The following is a 17,443-nucleotide window of genomic DNA, read 5'->3' as shown; positions in this document are numbered from 1 at the left end:
ATCCTTAGGCTGAGGGTTTGGAAAACAGCGCCTGCAGCTTGCCGAACGGCATGGCGGCGCGGGTGAAGCCGAACGTGCCGTCCTGCTGGATTTCGCGCGCCGCTGTTTCCAGCATGCCGAAGGCGAAATTGGTCAGCCATGGGCCGAGCGAGATGCGCTTGACCCCGGCCATGGCGAGGTCGGCAATGGTGAACCCCGGCAGTGCCATGACATTGACCGGCCTGCTCACAGCCGAACAGACTTTCTGGATCGTTTCGACATCGCTGAGGCCGGGCGCATAGAGCACGTCGGCACCGGCCTTCTCGAAAGCCTGCAGTCGCTTGATCGTGTCGTCGAGGTCCGGCTTGCCCCACAGGAAATTCTCGGCTCGCGCGGTGAAGACGAAATCGTGCTTGAGCGCGCGCGCCGCCTCCGCTGCGGCCGCAACGCGCTCGACGGCATGCGAAAACTCATAGATCGGTTTGTCGGGATCGCCGGTATGGTCCTCGATCGAGCAGCCGGCGAGGCCGGCGGCCTCAGCGGCAAAAACCGTCTCGGCGGCACTCGTCGCGCTGTCGCCCTTGCCCTTCTCGAGATCGGCCGAAACCGGCAGGCTGGTTGCCGCCGTCAGCTCGCGGCAATGGTGGATCATCGCCTCGAAGGTCACCGCGCCGTCGGGCAGGCCGCGCGAAAAGGCAAAGCCTGCGCTGGTTGTCGCCAGCGCCTTGAAGCCGAAGGACGCCAGAAGCTTGGTCGTGCCGACGTCCCATGGATTGGGCATGACGAACGTCGAGGCGTGCAGGTCGCGAAAGATCTTGCCCTTGTCCATGGTGCTTCCCTTCATGTGCGGAAATGTCTGCGGATTCTATCGTGCCGATTTGCACCGGGCAAACGAATGCGGTTGGCTCAGAAGCGTTTGGCGTTCTCTCCTGCCAATTTGTCCAGCGCGTCGGAATCCTTGACGTAGTGCGACGTCTTCTTATCCCAATGATAGGTGGCGGAAATCGCGTGTGATTCAGGCTTGGGCGGCTGGTCGTCGCAACTTTCACCGCTCGGCACCGTGGCGTCGGTCACCATCACCTTGATCGCGGCATAGGGCTGCCCATCAGCGATCGTCTGGAAAGCCACTTCCTGCGTGCGCCTGTAAGCGCAGAGGTTCTCGTCGAACGTGTAGATCATGTCGATCAGTTCGAACTTGTCGTCGCGCACCATGATCAGCGGCGTGATCACATAGCCCTGGCTTGAATTGAAATGCGTGCTCATGGTGATGAGGACATCGTCGCCGGCGCTGACGGGAAGTTTGCCGGGCTCGCGGAAATAGGTACTGCGGTCGACCGCTACATTGACGGCGTCGAGCAGCTTAGGCTTTTCGGTGATGTCGTAGAGCGCCAGCACGGCATAGCCCTCGGCGCTGTCGGGCGAGTCGCCGAGATCGTAAAGCATCGCCAGCCGGTCCTTGCCGCCGGCCTTGATGGCGAGAACGCCGGCGTTGGAGAGACCCGATGTCTCGGGTGGCGAGCCACCTCCATCCGGTCCCTCGATGTGGCGCATGTCGATCGGCAATCCACCCTTGTAGAAGCCGTCACTGTCCGCCGCGAGATCGGAAATGACCATCCTGGCGAGGTCGAGATAGGTGACATCCGTGTGGCCGGGGATGGCGCTGCCGAACTCCGGAAAACTGACGGCCTGTGCGCCGGCTGCGGTCCACAGCCAGGGCAGCAGCACAAGCGCTAGGATGAAACGAAGCAGGTTCATTGGCATCGGCGCGCCTCAGGCTGTCGGGCGCGCGGACCGTAGCACAGCCTCTCAAGGCGTCCAGCCTCTCAAACCAGCGGATCAGTGGATCGGCACCAGCCCTGCCAGTTCGCGCATGTCGTCGAACAATATGCCGCCGGCGTCGGTCAGCCCATCGCGGTCGGAATAGGGATCGCCATGATAGGAATAGACGCGCATGCCGGCGGCAATGCCGGCCTGTGTGCCGGCGACGCTGTCCTCGATGACGATGCAGTCGGCGGGCGCAAAACCCATGGTCTTTGCCGCATGCAGGAACAGGTCCGGAAACGGCTTGCCGCGGCTGACCATGGTTGCGGAAAACATCGCATGCTCGAACAACGGCAGCAGACCGGTCTGGCCGAGCGTGATGTGCATTTTCGAGATGCGCGCCGACGTGGCGACGCAATAGGCGATGCCAGCCGCGCGCACGGCTTCAATGAAGTCGCGAACATAAGGGATCGCTTCGACGCCGTGCGAGAACAAATCCGGCAGGCCGGCGTTCCAGCGATCGACGAAATCGGTGCCGAGCCGGACGTCTGTCGCCGCTTCGATCTCCTTCTGCACCGAAACCATGCTGCGGCCGGAGAAATGCTTGCGGCAATATTCGAAGGTGGTCGGATAGCCCGCCGCGCTCAGCCATTCGGCAAGCCGCCGGTTGGCAAGGTTCTCGGTGTCGACGAGAATCCCGTCGCAGTCGAAAATAACCAGTTTTGGAATGTTCATTCAGGCGGTGCCGGTCGATCCGAATCCGCCGGAGCCGCGCGTGGTCGCGCCGGCCAGGCTGCGCTCCTCGACCGTCGCCTGCGTCACCGTGGCAAATACGATCTGGGCAATGCGCATGCCGCGGGTCACCGCGAAATCCTCGTCGCCAAGATTGACCAGCAGCACCTTGACCTCGCCGCGATAATCGCTGTCGACCGTGCCCGGTGAATTGAGGACGGTCAGGCCGTGTTTGAAGGCCAGCCCGGAACGCGGCCGCACCTGGCCTTCCATCCCCTCGGGCATCTCCAGAATCAGCCCGGTCGGCACCAAAGCGCGTTTACCCGGCAGGATCAGCAGCGGCCGGTCATCCGGCACCGCGGCGCGCAGATCCATGCCGGCGGCGCCGGTGCTTTCATAGGCGGGGAGGGGAAGTCCTTCACCATGCGGCAACCTGACGAAGCCGACAGTGGGACCAATGACGGAGGAATTTTGGAGGGCTGCGCGCATAAAATCGATCCTATCGGCGCGAACGGCGATTCGGTCAACTCGCGCGCTAGGCTATCAACGGCTTTCTTTGCGGCGTCACGATGACCCTGCCGCCCAACGTGCGTGCTTTGCGATTGGCGAAGGCACAACCAGGTTCGTCATCCACGGGCGAAGCAAGGAGCGAAGCGACGCGGCGCAGACCCGAGGATCCATGCCGGGGCACATGAGCGTTGCAACGGTGCAGGATTCTGCGCCGCTGCCCTCCACGGCCAAGGTCGCGGCATGGATCCCAGGGTCTCCGCGACGGAGCTTCGCTCCTGCTCCGCCCAGGGATGACGAAGTTGGAAGGGTGCGGCGGCCAATCTCGAACGCAGTGATACTGGCTAGCGCAACTCCACGGGCACCACCGTCGTCTCCTTGATCTCCTCCATGACGAAGGAGGCCGAAACGTCCGACAGCGCTACCTTGGCGATCAGCCGCTGGTAGAGCCGGTCATAGGCCTTCACGTCGGCAACGCGGGCGCGCAGCACATAGTCGAGATCGCCCGACATGCGGTAGACCCCGGTGATCTCGGGAAAACCGGTCACCGCCGCCCGAAACTTCTGCAGCCAGTCGGGGTCATGATTGGAGGTGCGGATCAGGATAAACACCGAAAGCCCGAGCCCGAGCTTGTCGGCATCGACCAGCGCCACCCGGCCGGTGATGACGCCGTCCTCCTCCAGCCGCTTGACCCGCCGCCAGCAGGCATTGCGCGACAGCGACACTTTTTCGGAGAGCTGGTCGACCGATAGCGTTCCGTCGCGTTGCAGCTCGGCAAGCAGTCTTCGGTCGATTTCATCGAATTCAAGAGCCATGTTGGGATGAATGTCCCGAACCACGGCGTTAGACAAGGACAAATTGAGACCGATGAACCTTTTCCCCGTGGCAGGATACCCAGCATCGGGGCTTATCCCGGCAGGAGGGATCACCATGACGACACGGCTTGCAGGGCTTTTCACCTCTCACCCGGCCAAGGTGGGCGAGACCTATTTCAGCCATATGGCTTTTGCCGCGTGGTTCTGCTCGCGCCTGTCGATGGCTGCGGGTGCAGCACTCGTTCACGCTTTCTTGCCATTTCTCTTCGAGACTACGGCAAGCCGAATCGTTCGCGAACTCTACGAGCGGACGCACAACAGAGGCTCACACGCGACCGAGGAGCCGTCGGCTCTTATGGATCGCGCCTAAGGAACGGTCAAAGCGATGTGCCGTTGGGCGGCCTATCTTGGTGAAGCGGTCTTCCTCGAAGACATCGTCACCGCGCCCTGTCACTCGCTGATTGCCCAGAGCCATTGCGCCCAGGAAGCCAAGTCGCCGACCAATGGCGACGGCTTCGGTCTCGCCTGGTATGGCGACCGGCCCGAGCCCGGCCTCTATCGCGACATTCTTCCGGCCTGGTCGGACCCCAATCTGAAAAGCCTGTGCCGGCAGATCAGATCCGGCCTGTTCCTCGCCCATGTCCGGGCTTCGACCGGCGGCGCCACCAGCCGCATGAACTGCCATCCCTTCATCGCCGGCAACTGGTCGTTCATGCACAACGGCCAGATCGGCGGCTTCGAAAAAATCCGTCGTGCGCTGGAGAATTCGCTCTCCGACTCCGTCTTCGACCAGCGCGAAGGCACCACCGATTCCGAACTGTTTTTCCTGCTGATGATCGATGAGGGTCTCACCAGTGACCCGCAAGGGGCAGTGTCGCGCGCGACGGCCCGCGTCATCGAGGCATCGCGCCGCGCCGGTCTGGAGCCGGCCTTGAAACTCACCGCCGCCTTTTCGGATGGGCAGGCGTTGTATGCCGTGCGCTACGCAAGCGACTGCCACGCACCGACGCTCTACACCTCGGTTCGCAATGGCGGCCGTTGCATCGTCTCGGAGCCCTTCGACCGTGACGGCGGCGACTGGCAGGCAATTCCGCCAGCGAGTTTCGTGACCATTGCTGGTGATGGCATGACGATTCGGCCGTTTGCGCCGGTTACGGCGAAGCTGGCACTGGTCGGCTGAGGCATGGAAACAGGGTAGGCCGCATTCCTTCACGCCCCCCTCTGTCCTGCCGGACATCTCCCCCACGAGGGGGGAGATTGGACGTCGCGCCGGCTTTCGCCAATTTTCAACGCAGAAAGAGGGACGCCGAAGCCAAAGCTGCCAATCTCCCCACCCGTGGCGGAGATGTCCGGCAGGACAGAGGGGGGCGCCGTAGAACTCTGACATCGACTTCGGAGTTCCCATCCCGAGCGCAATTCCGATCAAGCACTAACTATCCCCAAATGCTGAACTTGGCTTCAATCCACGATACACGTGGCAACAGCCGGAGCATTCGCCATGGACCTCGTCTTCTCCTCGACTACCGACCTCGCCGCTGCAATCGCCGCGCGCAAGCTCTCCGCCGTCGAAGCGCTTGACGCCCATCTCGCCCAGATCGACCGGCACAACGAAGCGGTCAACGCAGTCGTCAATCTCGATCGGGAAGGCGCCCGCGAGCGCGCGAAAAAGGCCGACGCGGCGCAGGCGCGCGGCGATGCGCTCGGCCCACTGCATGGTGTGCCTTTCACGCTGAAGGACATGCACGAGACGGCAGGCATGAAGACCACCGTCGGGTTTCCACCATTCGCCGACTATGTGGCAAAAGCGGACAGCCCGGTCGTTGCCCGATTGAAGGCTGCCGGCGGCATTCTCACGGCCAAGACCAATGTCGCGGCCATGCTGGCCGACTGGCAGTCTGATAATCCGCTGTTTGGCCGTACCAGCAATCCGTGGAATCTTACGCGCACATCGGGTGGCTCCAGTGGCGGCGCCGCGGCAGCGGTGGCGACCGGCATGACGTCCTTCGATGTCGGCACCGACATGCAGGCTTCGATCCGCCTGCCGGCCAGCTTCTGCGGCGTCTATGGCTTGAAGCCGACCGAACACCGCGTCTCCCTGGTCGGCGCCTTTCCCGACCCCACCGGCGTCGCGCGCAGCGTGCGGCTGATGTCCTGCCTCGGCCCGCTGGCGCGGTCCGTGGACGATCTGGCGCTGATCTACAAAATCATCGCCGGCCCAGATGGTGCCGACACCGACCTTGCACCGGTGCCGGTCGAGGCCGTGCCGAAAATCGACCTCAAATCGCTGCGCATCGCCGCCGCACCGTCCTTTGCCGGCTTTCCAGTGGCTGGCGAGATCGCTGCCGCGGTCGATTCTTTGGCGAAGCAGCTTCAGGCGGCAGGTGCGACCGTCGAGCCGGCAAAATTGCCGCGGCTCGACCTGCACGACGATCTCGAGCAAGGCGGAGATCTGATCGGCATGATGCTGGAGGCCACGCAACCCGAGCCGCCTGAACAACCGACGCCGGTTTCGCGCTGGTTCGAGGCACTCGCCCGCCGCGACCGCTCCATCCTTGCCTGGGACAGCTTCTTCGAAACCTGCGATGCCTTGCTGTGCCCGGTTGCGATGACCACGGCCTTCCCGCATTACGAGCCCGGCACGCCGATCGAGGTTGATGGCAAGGCGCAGAGCTACTGGATGCTGCCGGCCTATGGCGCAGTCTTCAACTATTCCGGCCACCCCGCGCTGACCATACCCTTCGGACAGGACCGCGATGGTCTACCCATCGGCCTGCAACTGGTCGGCGCGCGCTGGTCTGAGGCACGGCTGCTCGGTATCGCCAAGGCGATGGAGCCGCTCAATGGTGGCTTCAAGCGGCCGCCGGGCTACTGAGCAAACCGCTCCAGCCCATAGGGCGCCAGCAGCGGATCGCGCTGGCCGTCGAGGATTTCGCGCGTGGCGAACAGCCCAACGGCCGGCGCCAGCGTGATGCCGGAATGCATGACGGTGATATAAAGGCCGTCCGTGCCCTCGGCGCGGCCGATGATCGGAAAACCGTCAATCGGCGTCGGCCGGTAGCCGATGGTGTGGAAGTCGAACTCCAGCCCGTCGCCGCCGCGCAAGGCCGCCTTCGCGGCCGCAAACAGTTCGCGCGCCGTGGCGTCGGGGTTTTCGCCCGGATCGCCGCCGGCGAAATCCGAGCCGGCGATGATGCGGCCCTCGGCGGTTTGGCGCATATGTAACTTCTCGGCGTGTACCAGCCCGTTGAGCAGCTTTTTGTATGGCCGCGAGTGGGCGATCAGTCCGGGCGGCGTCTCGATCGGCAGTTTTATGCCGGCGGTGGCGGCAATATCGGGCGCCCCGACACCGGCTGCGATCACCACTTCGTCGGTTGCCATCAGCCCATGCGATGTATCGACCCCGGTAATCCTGCCATCGGTCTGGACAAGTGCGGTTACGGAACTGGAGAGAATGCGCGCGCCGTGCCGTTCGGCATAGGCTAGCAGCGCCTTGGCCGCCGCAACCGGTTCGGCCACGCCTTCTTCCGCGACATAAACCGCGAATTCAGGCGGCTCGACCAGATTGGGCTCGATCTGCGCCGCTCGCTTGGCGTCGACGCGCTCGATGCCGTAGCCCCATGACAAATGTTCGGCCGCGTAGGCCTCGAGCCTGTCGGCCGGCAGATCCCAGCACAACCCGCCGCACCAGGCGAGCGGCAGGCCGGGCAGTTCGTTTGCCAGCCGTGCCCACTCGGCCATGGCGCGGGTGCGCAGCCGGAAATAGATTTCGGGGTTACCCCAGCTGGCGTTGATCCAGGCAAAGGAATTGGGCGTGGCGACACCGCCTGCGCCGCTCTCGGAAATCACCGTCACCTGCGCGCCGGCCTTAGTCAGATGCCAGGCGATCGACGCGCCGATGATCCCGGCGCCAATGACGATGACTTGTTTCGGATTGCTCATGCCGATCCTCTTCAAACTGGCATCCGTGATGCCATTGCAGCGGTTCCAGCTCAAGAGCGGTCAGGGTCCACCGGGCCCGAAACTGTCGACAGGCCGGGAAAGCGCTGCTAGAAGCCCGCGCCACAGACAGGATTCCACAAATTGGCAGAAGACATCGAACAGGCGGTATCGCGCCGCCGCACTTTCGCGATCATCGCGCACCCCGACGCCGGCAAAACCACGCTCACCGAAAAGCTGCTGCTGTTCGGCGGCGCCATCCAGCTTGCCGGCGAGGTCAAGGCCAAGAAGGACCGTATCCAGACCCGGTCCGACTGGATGAAGATCGAGCGCGAGCGCGGCATTTCGGTCGTCACCTCGGTGATGACCTTCGAATATGAGGACAATGTCTTCAACCTGCTCGACACGCCCGGCCACGAGGATTTCGCCGACGACACCTACCGCACCCTGTCTGCGGTGGACTCGGCCGTCATGGTCATCGACGCCGCCAAGGGCATCGAGCCGCGCACGCTAAAACTGTTCGAAGTCTGCCGGCTGCGCGACATCCCGATCATCACCTTCATCAACAAGATGGACCGTGAAAGCCGCGACCCCTTCGAAATCCTCGACGAGATCGAGCAGAAGCTGGCCCTGGACACCGCGCCCATCACCTGGCCGATCGGCCGCGGCAAGACTTTCTCCGGCACCTATCATCTGGCGCTGAACGCAGTGCGCAAGGGTGACGCCGAAAAAGACCGCACACCGGTCAACGGTCCCGATTCCAACCGCGTCGCCGGCCTTTTGCCGGAAAACGAGCGCGAAGCCTTCATCGAGGAGCTGGAACTCGCGCGCGAGGCCTGCCGCCCTCTTGATATTGACGCGTTCCGCGAAGGCCATCTGACGCCGGTCTATTTCGGCTCGGCGCTTCGCAATTATGGCGTGCGCGACCTGATCGAGGCGCTCGGCGCCTTCGGGCCGCCGCCGCGCGCGCAGGAGGCCGACACCCGCAAGGTCGAGGCGACTGAGGAGAAGATGACCTCCTTCGTCTTCAAGATTCAGGCCAACATGGATCCCAACCACCGCGACCGCATCGCTTTCGTGCGCGTCTGCTCGGGCAAGCTCGAGCGCGGCATGAAGGCCAAGCTGGTGCGCACCGGCAAACCGATGTCCCTGTCTGCGCCGCAATTCTTCTTCGCCCGCACCCGCGTCACCGCCGACGAGGCCTTCGCCGGCGATGTCGTCGGCATTCCCAACCACGGCACGTTGCGCATCGGCGACACGTTGACCGAGGGCGAGGAAATCCTGTTCCGCGGCGTGCCGAATTTCGCCCCGGAAATCCTGCGCCGCGTCCGTCTCGGTGACGCCATGAAGGCCAAGAAGCTCAAGGAAGCGCTGCACCAGATGGCCGAGGAGGGCGTCGTGCAGCTGTTCTCACCGGAAGATGGCTCGCCGGCAATCGTCGGCGTCGTCGGCGCCCTGCAGCTCGACGTTTTGAAGGAGCGGCTGAATTTCGAATACACGCTGCCGGTTGAATTCGAAATGTCGCGCTTTTCGGTCTGCCGCTGGATATCGGCCGACGACAAGGCCGAGACGCTGCGCTTCATCGAGGCGCATCGCGGCGACATTGCGCGTGACCTCGACAACGACCCGGTGTTCCTGGCCCAGCACGCCTTCTCGCTGAACTACGAAGCCGAACGCTGGAAGGCCATCCGCTTCGCCACCATCAAGGACTACCAGGTCCGCGACAAGGCGGCGTAGGTGCAGCTTTTTCCTTCTCCCCGTTCACGGGGAGAAGGTGCCCGAAGGGCGGATGAGGGGCGGCGCCGACGCTGAAGGCTTCAACTCACCCCTTGGCCGCAGCTTCGATCTTCGCAATATCGATCTTGCTCATCTGCATCATTGCCGACATCACCCGGCCGGCCTTGGCCCGGTCCGGATCCTGCAGCAGGCGCGGCAGCTGTTCCGGCACCACCTGCCAGGAAACGCCGAACTTGTCCTTCAACCAGCTGCAACGCCCGGGTTCGCCGCCTTCGGTTAGCCTGTCCCAGAAATGGTCGACCTCTTCCTGGTTCTTGCAGTCGATCGAAAGCGAGATCGCCTCGGTGAATTTGTATTGCGGTCCGCCGTTAAGCGCCAGGAACGGGACGCCGTCGAGCTCGAACGAGGCCACCAGCACTTTGCCTTCAAGAGCGTGGCCCTTGGGCCAGCGCGTCACGCTCAGCTGCTTCGAATTCTTGAAGATGGATATGTAGTGGTTCATCGCTTCTTCGGCCTGGTCGTCAAACCACAGGAAGGTTGTGATCTTTTGCATAAGTCTGTCCTCGTTTTCTCTGGGGATGATGGGAGGGTCAGGCCGCGCCCTTCGCGGCGTCCTGGAGCGAAAGAAGATAGGAATCGAGCTGGGCGTAGCTCTCAGCCATGCCGCTGGTCATGCCGGTGCCGAGCGCGCCGTCACGCGCCGCCTGCGAGGCGTAAAGCACCGTTTGCGTCAGCAGGGTCTTTCCGGTCTGCTCGGCAAAGGTCACCGTTCCGACGGTCTCGCCACCGGTCCAGTCCTCATCGAACAGTTCGGTGGCGACGATCCGGCTTGGCCGCACGATCTCGCGATAGGCGCCGCTCATGCCCATGCTGCGACCGTCACGGTGCTGCCAGACATAGCGGGTGGCACCGCCCACTCTGAGGTCGGTTTCGCAGACCGCCAGCCGCCAGCCGTCGGGGCCGTGCAGCCAGCCTTTCAAAAGCTCCGGCACGGTCCAGCAGTCGAACACCATCGGCCGCGACGCGTCGAAGATGCGGGTGATCTGGACTTCACGGTCGCTCGGCGTGGTTACGGTCAATGTCGCAACGGTCGAGCCGGGCAAGGTGGTGGTGCTCACGATGGTCCTCCTGCGCTTGTCTGTTTGCCCAAGGACGTCCGGCCAACTGGCGATCCGACACGGGCTTCTGATTTTCTTCGGCTATTGGTCTGCCTCGCCGGGAGCCTTTTCGGCCTTCAGCGCGCCCAGCAACGCGTCGAGGCGCTGGAAGTTGCCTTCCCAGATCTTGCGGTAGCGCTCCAGCCAGTCATTGGCTTCGGCCAGCGGCCTCGCCTCCAGCCGGCAGGGCCGGCGCTGCGCGTCGCGGCCGCGCGAAATCAGCCCCGCGGCTTCCAGCACTTTCAGATGCTTGGAGATCGACGGCTGGCTCATCGCGAACGGTTCGGCCAGTTCCATCACTGAGGCTTCCCCCTGGATGAGCCGGGCAAGGATGGCGCGCCGGGTCGGATCGGCAAGCGCGGCAAAAGTGGCGTCCAGCTGGTTCATTTCATATCCATAGCCAATAAGGTATATACCCATTTGGCTATATACAGATGAATGAACCTCGTCAACTGGCTTGCGCCCCGCGTTCTGGCGCATTGCAAAAATCTGGCCAGACCATACTTGCCGGTCTATAAACCCTGCGATCCAAATTCAGCGCCGCCACGCTCCGCACTGGGCGCAGCCGGCCAGCTAAGGAATATCCATGCCTGCCTATCGTTCCCGCACCACCACCCATGGCCGCAACATGGCCGGCGCTCGCGGCCTCTGGCGCGCCACCGGCATGAAGGATTCGGATTTCGGCAAGCCGATCATCGCGGTGGTCAACTCCTTCACCCAGTTCGTGCCGGGCCATGTGCATCTGAAGGATCTCGGCCAGCTGGTCGCGCGCGAGATCGAGAAGGCCGGCGGTGTCGCCAAGGAATTCAACACCATCGCCGTCGATGACGGCATCGCCATGGGCCATGACGGCATGCTCTATTCGCTGCCGTCGCGCGAACTGATCGCCGATTCCGTCGAATACATGGTCAATGCGCACTGCGCCGACGCCATGGTCTGCATCTCGAATTGCGACAAGATCACGCCCGGCATGCTGATGGCCTCGTTGCGCCTCAACATCCCGACCGTCTTTGTTTCCGGCGGGCCGATGGAGGCCGGCAAGGTGGTGCTGGCCGGCAAGACGCAGGCGCTCGACCTGGTTGACGCCATGGTTGCCGCCGCCGACGACAAGATCTCCGACGAGGACGTCAAGGTCATCGAACGCTCGGCCTGCCCGACCTGTGGCTCCTGCTCAGGCATGTTCACCGCCAATTCCATGAACTGCCTGACCGAGGCGCTCGGCCTGTCGCTGCCCGGCAATGGCTCGACGCTGGCCACGCACGCCGACCGCAAGCGGCTGTTCGTCGAGGCGGGTCACCTCATCGTCGATCTCGCCCAGCGCTATTATGAGCAGGATGACGAGACGGCACTGCCGCGCAGCATCGCTTCCAAGGGCGCTTTCGAGAATGCCATGACGCTCGACATCGCCATGGGCGGCTCGACCAACACCGTGCTGCACATCCTGGCTGCCGCCCATGAAGGCGAGGTCGACTTCACCATGGAAGACATCGACCGGCTGTCGCGGCGGGTGCCCGTGCTCTGCAAGGTCGCGCCGGCAAAGTCCGACGTGCATATGGAAGACGTCCATCGCGCCGGCGGCATCATGGCCATCCTTGGCCAGCTCGACAATGCCGGGCTGCTCAATCGCGACCTGCCGACCGTGCATACGGCGAGCCTTGGCGAAGCGCTCGACCATTGGGATATTTCCCGCACCACCAGCCAGAACGTCCGCGACTTCTTCCTCGCCGCCCCGGGCGGCGTGCCGACGCAGGTCGCCTTCAGCCAGGATCGCCGCTGGGACGAGCTCGATCTCGACCGCGAGAAAGGCGTTATCCGCTCGGCCGAGACGCCATTCTCGAAAGACGGCGGCCTTGCCGTGCTGAAGGGCAATCTGGCGGTCGACGGCTGCATCGTGAAGACGGCGGGCGTCGACGAATCGATCCTGAAATTCACCGGCCCGGCGCGGGTGTTCGAAAGCCAAGACGCTTCGGTCAAGGCGATCCTGTCCAACGAGATCAAGGCCGGCGATGTCGTCGTCATCCGCTATGAAGGACCGCGCGGCGGGCCCGGCATGCAGGAGATGCTCTACCCGACCAGCTATTTGAAGTCGAAAGGCCTCGGCAAAGCCTGCGCGCTGGTCACCGACGGCCGCTTCTCCGGCGGCACATCCGGCCTGTCGATCGGCCACGCCTCGCCGGAAGCCGCGGAAGGCGGCACGATTGGACTGGTTCAGGAAGGCGACACGATCGAGATCGACATCCCCAACCGCACCATCCGCCTGGCGGTCAGCGACGCTGAACTCGATGCTCGACGTGCGGCGATGGAGGCAAAAGGCGCCTTGGCCTGGAAGCCCGAGGAAAAGCGCAAGCGCAAGGTGACGACCGCGCTGCGCGCCTACGCCGCCTTCGCCACCAGCGCCGACAAGGGTGCGGTGAGGCACGTTCCGGAGTGAGGTTTCTTCCTTCTCCCGCAGGGGGAAGGAAGAGCGCCTCACGGCATCAGCTGATACTCGTAAAGCTTCTGATACAGCCCGCCCTGGTTGAGCAGCGTGCGATGCGCGCCGCTTTCCACCACCTTGCCGGCCTCCAGAACCACGATCGTGTCGGCCTGGTGCACGGTCGACAGGCGGTGGGCGATGACGATGGTGGTGCGCCCGACCGTCAGCTGCTGCAGCGCGTCGCGAAACAGCGCCTCGGATTCGGCGTCGAGCGCGCTGGTTGCTTCGTCCAGAAGCAGGATTTCGGCATTGCGCAGCATGGCGCGGGCAATCGAGATGCGCTGGCGCTGGCCACCTGACAGCAGCGCGCCGTTCTCGCCGACCTCCGTTTCGTAACCTTTCGCCTGGGCGCTGATGAAGTCATGCGCATTGGCCGCCCTGGCGGCGGCGATCACCTCGTTGTCGGTCGCATTCTGGCGGCCGAGACGGATATTGTGCATCACCGTGCCGGCAAACAGGAACGTGTCCTGGCTGACATAGGCAATCTTTCCCCGGACGGAGGCTAGCGTGGCGTCGGAAATGTCCTGGCCATCGAACATCACCCTGCCGATCTGCGGGTCGTACATGCGCATGATCAAATTGAGGATGGTCGACTTGCCGCTGCCTGAGGGCCCTACAAGAGCCGTCATCTGGCCGGCGGCAAGCGTCAGGTCCAGCCCTTCGAACACCGGCGAGCTTTCGGGGTAGGCGAAACTGACATTGTCGAAACGGATTTCGCCCGGCCCCGTCTGCAGCGGCTTTGCGTCGGGCTTCTCTGCCAGCGTCAGCGGCCTGTCGGCAAGCTGGAACATCATGCGCACGCCGACAATGCCGGTTTCCAGCGAGATGCGCACCCGCGCCAGGCGCTTGGCCGGTTCGTAGGCCAAGAGCAGCGCTGCGATGAAGGCCATGATGTTGCCCGGCATCTGGCCTCCACCCAGAACCAGAAACCCGCTGACCAGGACAGAGCCGGAAATTGCCAGCCCGGCGAGCGTCTCCATCACCGGGCTGGTGGCGGCTTCCAGCGTCGCGATGTTGTTGGCGCGGTTCTCCACGTCCGACACGGCCTTGTACATGCGCTTGCGCATCGCGCCTTCGAGGCCGAAGGATTTCACCACGCGCACGCCCACCGCCGTTTCCTGCATCACCTGCACGATCTGGCCGAGTGAGCGGAATTCCTGCGCGGCGATCTTGCGCACGCGCTTCAGGATGTGGTTGACGCCGTAAATGGCTATGGGACCGATGACGAAGCAGATCAGGGACAGCGACGGCTGCTGCCAGACCATGACCCCAACCAGCACAATCATCGTCACCAGATCGCGCACATAGGATGTGACAACGAGGTCGAGCACACTACGCGCCGCCTGCGCGTTGTTGGTCATGCGGGTGATCAGTTCCGACGACGAGGTCGAATGGTAGAACTCGATGCCTTGCGCCAGGATGCGATCGTAGATCTTGCGCTGCCGGTCGGCGATGATGCTGTTGCCGACGCGGCTCATGAAGTAGGCCTGGACGAAGTTGGCGATGCCTTTAAGGACGAAGATCGCCGCGACCCCTCCGGCAATCAGGTTGACGCGGTCGAGCCTCTTGTAGATCACGAACTCATTGGTGATCTCGCGCAGAATCCAGGCGCTGGCGCCTGTCATGGCGGCCACCACCAGCATCGACGCGATCGCGGCGGCGTAGCCAAACTTGTGCTCGTGGAAGGATTCCCTGACCAGCCTCGCGATGAGGCGCTGGTTTTCCGTCGAACGGAAGAAGCGAAACAATGGCGGATCCCATGCCTGACTGAGACGAATTTCGGATTCGCCACGGGGGCGACTGGCGGCTTATAGAGCGAGTTGCCGCCGGATGGAACCTTTGGAAAAGCGGGTACCCTTCGCGCGACAATAGGGCGCTCAATCTGCAGGGAGATGACGAAAGATGGATTTCGACCTTGTTGTGCGCGGCGGAACGCTGCCCGACGGCACCGTCGCCGACCTCGGCATTGTCGGCGAGACGATCGTCGCCATCGAGTCCGAACTGCATGTCACCGCCGGCACCGCAATCGACGCCCATGGCAATCTGATCTCGCCGCCCTTCGTCGATCCGCATTTCCATATGGACGCCACGCTGTCCTACGGCATTCCGCGCATCAACGCCTCGGGCACGCTGCTCGAAGGCATTTCGCTGTGGGGTGAACTGAAGCCGCTGCTGACGCATGAGGCGGTGCGCGAGCGGGCGCTCGCCTATTGCGACTGGGCGGTCTCGATGGGCCTGCTCGCCATCCGCACCCATGTCGACGTCTGCGACGATCGGCTGCTGGCGGTCGAGGCGCTGCTCGACGTCAAAAAGACGGTCGCGCCCTACATCGATCTGCAATTGGTGGCTTTCCCGCAGGACGGCTTCTACCGCTCGCCGACGGCGCGGCAGAACACGCTGCGCGCGCTCGATATGGGCGTCGACATTGTCGGCGGCATTCCGCATTTCGAACGCACCATGGCCGACGGCACGCGCTCTGTGACCGAGCTTTGCGAGATCGCGGCAAAGCGCGGGCTGATGGTCGACCTGCATTGCGACGAGACCGACGACCCACTGTCGCGCCACATCGAGCAGCTTGCCTATGAGACGCAGCGTCTCGGATTGCACGGCAAGGTGGCCGGCTCGCACCTCACCTCCATGCATTCGATGGATAATTATTATGTCTCCAAGCTGCTGCCGCTGATCGCCGAGGCCGGTGTGTCGGCGATCCCCAATCCGCTGATCAACATCATGCTGCAGGGCCGCCACGACACGTTCCCGAAACGCCGTGGCATGACCCGGGTGAAGGAGATGCTGGCACTCGGCATCCGTGTCGGCTGGGGCCAGGATTGCGTGCTCGATCCCTGGTATTCTCTGGGCACCGCCGACATGCTCGACGTCGCCTTCATGGGGCTTCACGTCGCCCAGATGTCGAGCCCGGCCGACATGGCGCGCTGCTTCGACATGGTCACCAATGTCAACGCCGCCATCATGGGCCTCGACCATCTCGGCCTTGCGGTCGGCAAGCGCGCCAGCTTCGTCATCCTCGACGCCGGCAACCCGATCGAAGCCTTGCGCCTGCGCGCCGAACGGCTCTGCGTTGTTGCCAGGGGCAAGGTGGTGGCCGAGCGTATGAAGCAGGAGACGCGGCTGTCGATCGCCGGGCGGCCGGGCCAGGTGAACCGCCGGCACAAAACTGCGTAGATATAGCCGATTTCCGCCGCTGGTCTTACCGATTTGCCTCGTCAAAGCGGCGACTTGGAGCTAGGGAGCCGTATGGCCCAGTCGCTTGCTCGCAGCTTCACGATGAGAAACGTGCTTCTGGCTGGCATTCTTTTGATGCTGGCCGGCGATTTCATGTTCGCGCTGAACGACGCGATGGGCAAATGGCTGGTCGCCAGTTTCTCGGTTGGGCAGGTGGTTTTTATCCGCTCGATCGGCGCCTTCATCGTACTTGGCCCGATGATCGCCAACCAGGGTGCTGGCAGACTGTTCCAGATGGAGCGGCCAGTCCTCCAGTTTCTGCGCGTGCTGGCGACGACGGTGGACACGGCGCTGTTCTATGCCGCTGTCGTCTATCTGCCGCTTGCCGACGTGATGAGCTTCTACATGGCCGGGCCGATCTATGTGGCGGCGCTGTCGCATTTCCTGCTCGGCGAAAAGGTCGGCTGGCGCCGCTGGGCAGCCATCCTGGTCGGCTTCTGCGGCGTGCTGATCATACTGAAGCCGTCCTCGGCGGCGTTCTCGCAGTCCTCGCTGTTTGCGCTGGTCGGCAGCATCGCGTTTGCCTTTGCCATCATCCTCAGCCGCCGCCTGCGCGGCACCAGCGACACCACGCTGGTCACCTGGCAGACCATCGGCACGCTGCTGGTCGGTGCCGTAATGACCATCGGCGCCTGGCGCACGCCCTCGGCACTCGATTTCGGCGCGATGCTTTTGCTAGGCATCGTCTCTTGCAGCGCCCATCTGATGATCACCCGGGCGCTGAAGCTGGCGCCCGCCTCGACGCTGGCGCCGCTGCACTACAGCCTGCTTCTATGGGCGGTGATCTTCGGCCTGGCCTTCTTCGGCGATGTGCCGGGACCGCGCATCCTCATCGGCTCGGCCATCGTCGTCCTCGCCGGCCTGTTCATCTTCCACCGCCAGAAGGTGGTCGAGACCGTAGTACCGCCGGAGAACGTTCCGAAAGGCGTGAATTGAAGGGGTCGGGGGCCGCTAGATGTTTGATCCCAGGCTTTGATGGGGCATCCTTATCCTCCGAATCGAGGGATGCACTATGGGCCAGGTTCTTCATGGGAGCGCCACGACGACAGAGGCAATCCGTCGAGCGATACAGCATAGTCAAGAGAGCCTGAGGACGCTGG

The 17,443-nt window shown here is 63.4% G+C and carries 17 protein-coding genes; 7 read left to right on the top strand and 10 right to left on the bottom strand.

The annotated features are described in order from the left end of the window. Window positions 1-4: 4 nt before the first annotated feature. The 5 genes from AC1DYO_RS00085 to AC1DYO_RS00065 form a co-directional block, all read right to left on the bottom strand. Window positions 5-808 (bottom strand): isocitrate lyase/PEP mutase family protein, encoded by an 804-nt coding sequence (locus AC1DYO_RS00085; protein ID WP_477259132.1) that lies wholly within the window; start codon window positions 806-808, stop codon window positions 5-7. Window positions 809-885: 77 nt separating this feature from the next. Beyond that, window positions 886-1,734: a hypothetical protein gene (locus tag AC1DYO_RS00080; RefSeq protein ID WP_477259130.1), complete on the bottom strand. Its 849-nt coding sequence runs from the start codon at window positions 1,732-1,734 to the stop codon at window positions 886-888. 81 nt (window positions 1,735-1,815) lie between these two features. Continuing rightward, complete coding sequence (locus AC1DYO_RS00075) at window positions 1,816-2,475, bottom strand: HAD family hydrolase (protein ID WP_477259128.1); 660 nt, start codon at window positions 2,473-2,475, stop codon at window positions 1,816-1,818. Next, window positions 2,476-2,961 carry a dUTP diphosphatase gene (gene dut, locus AC1DYO_RS00070; RefSeq protein ID WP_477259126.1) on the bottom strand — a complete coding sequence of 162 codons (486 nt, stop codon included), beginning with the start codon at window positions 2,959-2,961 and terminating at the stop codon, window positions 2,476-2,478. A 362-nt stretch (window positions 2,962-3,323) separates the two neighbouring features. After that, on the bottom strand, window positions 3,324-3,794 hold the full coding sequence (locus AC1DYO_RS00065; RefSeq protein ID WP_181056435.1) for an Lrp/AsnC family transcriptional regulator: 471 nt from the start codon (window positions 3,792-3,794) through the stop codon (window positions 3,324-3,326). A 115-nt stretch (window positions 3,795-3,909) separates the two neighbouring features. Between AC1DYO_RS00065 and AC1DYO_RS00060 the strand changes: the two genes are divergently transcribed. From AC1DYO_RS00060 to AC1DYO_RS00050, 3 genes are all read left to right on the top strand, one after another. Then, window positions 3,910-4,164: a DUF6356 family protein gene (locus tag AC1DYO_RS00060; RefSeq protein ID WP_181056434.1), complete on the top strand. Its 255-nt coding sequence runs from the start codon at window positions 3,910-3,912 to the stop codon at window positions 4,162-4,164. A gap of 15 nt (window positions 4,165-4,179) precedes the next feature. After that, entirely contained in the window at window positions 4,180-4,974 is a 795-nt protein-coding gene (locus AC1DYO_RS00055; RefSeq protein WP_477259123.1) for a class II glutamine amidotransferase, read from the top strand. Window positions 4,975-5,292: 318 nt separating this feature from the next. After that, window positions 5,293-6,666, top strand: coding sequence for an amidase (locus AC1DYO_RS00050; RefSeq protein ID WP_477259121.1), 1,374 nt, complete (start codon window positions 5,293-5,295; stop codon window positions 6,664-6,666). Here the strand turns inward: AC1DYO_RS00050 and AC1DYO_RS00045 are convergent. After that, a complete protein-coding gene (locus AC1DYO_RS00045) occupies window positions 6,660-7,733 on the bottom strand; it encodes an NAD(P)/FAD-dependent oxidoreductase (protein WP_477259119.1) in 1,074 nt (357 codons plus the stop codon). The two genes, AC1DYO_RS00050 and AC1DYO_RS00045, sit on opposite strands and share 7 nt — an antisense overlap. A 141-nt stretch (window positions 7,734-7,874) precedes the next feature. On the opposite strand from AC1DYO_RS00045, the gene AC1DYO_RS00040 reads away from it, so the two are divergent. Further along, on the top strand, window positions 7,875-9,467 hold the full coding sequence (locus AC1DYO_RS00040) for a peptide chain release factor 3 (protein WP_477259117.1): 1,593 nt from the start codon (window positions 7,875-7,877) through the stop codon (window positions 9,465-9,467). An 85-nt stretch (window positions 9,468-9,552) separates the two neighbouring features. Here AC1DYO_RS00040 and AC1DYO_RS00035 read toward each other — a convergent pair whose 3' ends face one another. The 3 genes from AC1DYO_RS00035 to AC1DYO_RS00025 form a co-directional block, all read right to left on the bottom strand. Then, entirely contained in the window at window positions 9,553-10,020 is a 468-nt protein-coding gene (locus tag AC1DYO_RS00035; protein ID WP_477259115.1) for a VOC family protein, read from the bottom strand. Between the two features lie 37 nt (window positions 10,021-10,057). Next, a complete protein-coding gene (locus AC1DYO_RS00030; RefSeq protein ID WP_477259113.1) occupies window positions 10,058-10,585 on the bottom strand; it encodes an SRPBCC family protein in 528 nt (175 codons plus the stop codon). An 81-nt stretch (window positions 10,586-10,666) separates the two neighbouring features. Further along, window positions 10,667-11,011: an ArsR/SmtB family transcription factor gene (locus tag AC1DYO_RS00025; protein ID WP_477259111.1), complete on the bottom strand. Its 345-nt coding sequence runs from the start codon at window positions 11,009-11,011 to the stop codon at window positions 10,667-10,669. 199 nt (window positions 11,012-11,210) lie between these two features. On the opposite strand from AC1DYO_RS00025, the gene ilvD reads away from it, so the two are divergent. After that, on the top strand, window positions 11,211-13,055 hold the full coding sequence (gene ilvD, locus AC1DYO_RS00020) for a dihydroxy-acid dehydratase (protein ID WP_477259109.1): 1,845 nt from the start codon (window positions 11,211-11,213) through the stop codon (window positions 13,053-13,055). Window positions 13,056-13,093: 38 nt separating this feature from the next. Here the strand turns inward: ilvD and AC1DYO_RS00015 are convergent, their stop codons facing one another. Beyond that, on the bottom strand, window positions 13,094-14,848 hold the full coding sequence (locus tag AC1DYO_RS00015) for an ABC transporter ATP-binding protein (protein ID WP_477259107.1): 1,755 nt from the start codon (window positions 14,846-14,848) through the stop codon (window positions 13,094-13,096). 154 nt (window positions 14,849-15,002) lie between these two features. On the opposite strand from AC1DYO_RS00015, the gene AC1DYO_RS00010 reads away from it, so the two are divergent. Together AC1DYO_RS00010 and AC1DYO_RS00005 are read left to right on the top strand one after the other, a co-directional pair. Continuing rightward, window positions 15,003-16,283, top strand: a complete 1,281-nt coding sequence (locus AC1DYO_RS00010; RefSeq protein ID WP_477259105.1) for an amidohydrolase family protein — start codon at window positions 15,003-15,005, stop codon at window positions 16,281-16,283. 72 nt (window positions 16,284-16,355) lie between these two features. Then, a complete protein-coding gene (locus AC1DYO_RS00005) occupies window positions 16,356-17,279 on the top strand; it encodes a DMT family transporter (RefSeq protein WP_477259103.1) in 924 nt (307 codons plus the stop codon). Window positions 17,280-17,443: the final 164 nt, after the last annotated feature.

Source organism: Mesorhizobium sp. P2_F5, assembly GCF_056403715.1.
The sequence above is the reverse complement of the archived record's forward strand: the minus strand, read 5'-3'. Positions and strand labels throughout refer to the sequence as shown.